General features: G+C 66.5%; 1 protein-coding gene and 1 pseudogene. Both read right to left on the bottom strand.

Features of this window, described 5'->3' with window-relative positions:
* Positions 1–204: 204 nt before the first annotated feature.
* On the bottom strand, positions 205–843 hold the full coding sequence (locus AC1D15_RS34315; RefSeq protein ID WP_477829588.1) for a 3-oxoacid CoA-transferase subunit B: 639 nt from the start codon (positions 841–843) through the stop codon (positions 205–207).
* 2 nt (positions 844–845) lie between these two features.
* Positions 846–994: pseudogene (locus AC1D15_RS34310) on the bottom strand (succinyl-CoA--3-ketoacid-CoA transferase); the annotation flags it as partial.

Genomic DNA, 994 nt, shown 5'->3' with positions numbered 1-994 from the left:
GTCGCCCACTGTTTGACCACAACGAACGMAGTGAGTGGCGGGAGTTTGGGCGACGGGYCATGAAACCAGTCAGCGCAGGGGAGTCTTCGCCCCGCCAGGGGCGAAGACCGSYGCGACGGCGAGCCCCAGACTCCCCGCTMGCGCCTTCCGCGCCGATGCGCGAACGAACGAACGAACGAACGAACGAACGAACGAACGAACGAACTACAGGATCGGAACCCCTGTCTTCGATTGCAGCGCCTCGCGCGACACACCCGGCGCGATCTCGACCAGCTTCAGCCCCTGCGGCGTCACGTCGAGCACCGCGAGGTCGGTGATGATGCGGTTCACCACGCCCACGCCCGTCAGCGGCAGCGTGCAGGCCGGCAGGATCTTCAGGTCCTCGCTGCCGTCCTTCTTGCGCGCGACGTGCTCCATCAGCACCAGCACACGCGGCACGCCGGCCACCAGGTCCATCGCGCCGCCCATGCCCTTGACCATCTTGCCGGGGATCATCCAGTTCGCGAGGTCGCCCTTCGCGCTGACCTGCATCGCGCCCAGGATGCTGAGGTTGATCTTGCCGCCGCGGATCATCGCGAAGCTGTCGTGCGAGCCGAAGATCGACGAGCCGGGGATGGTGGTGACCGTCTGCTTGCCGGCGTTGATCAGGTCGGCATCGACCTGGTCCTCGGTCGGGAACGGGCCGATGCCGAGCATGCCGTTCTCGCTCTGCAGCCAGACCTCGATGTCGCTGCGCACATGGTTGGCCACCAGCGTCGGCAGCCCGATGCCGAGGTTCACGTAGAAGCCGTCCTGCAGCTCGGCGGCGGCCTTGGCGGCCATTTGGTCGTGGGTCCAGGCCATGGTCAGCTCCCTGCCTTCGCGGTTTCAGTGATCGTGCGCTTCTCGATGCGCTTCTCGGGGTGCGCGTTCAGCACCAGCCGGTGCACGTAGATGCCCGGCAGGTGGACCGCATCGGGGTCGAGCGTGCCGGTCTCGACGATCTCTTCCACCT

The organism is Rhizobacter sp. P2_H2, assembly GCF_056403375.1.
The sequence above is the reverse complement of the archived record's forward strand: the minus strand, read 5'-3'. Positions and strand labels throughout refer to the sequence as shown.

What these genes read in the sequence shown, in the direction of transcription:
- AC1D15_RS34315 (WP_477829588.1), bottom strand. Translation starts at nt 843, where the DNA reads ATGGCCTGGACCCACGACCAAATGGCCGCCAAGGCCGCCGCCGAGCTG.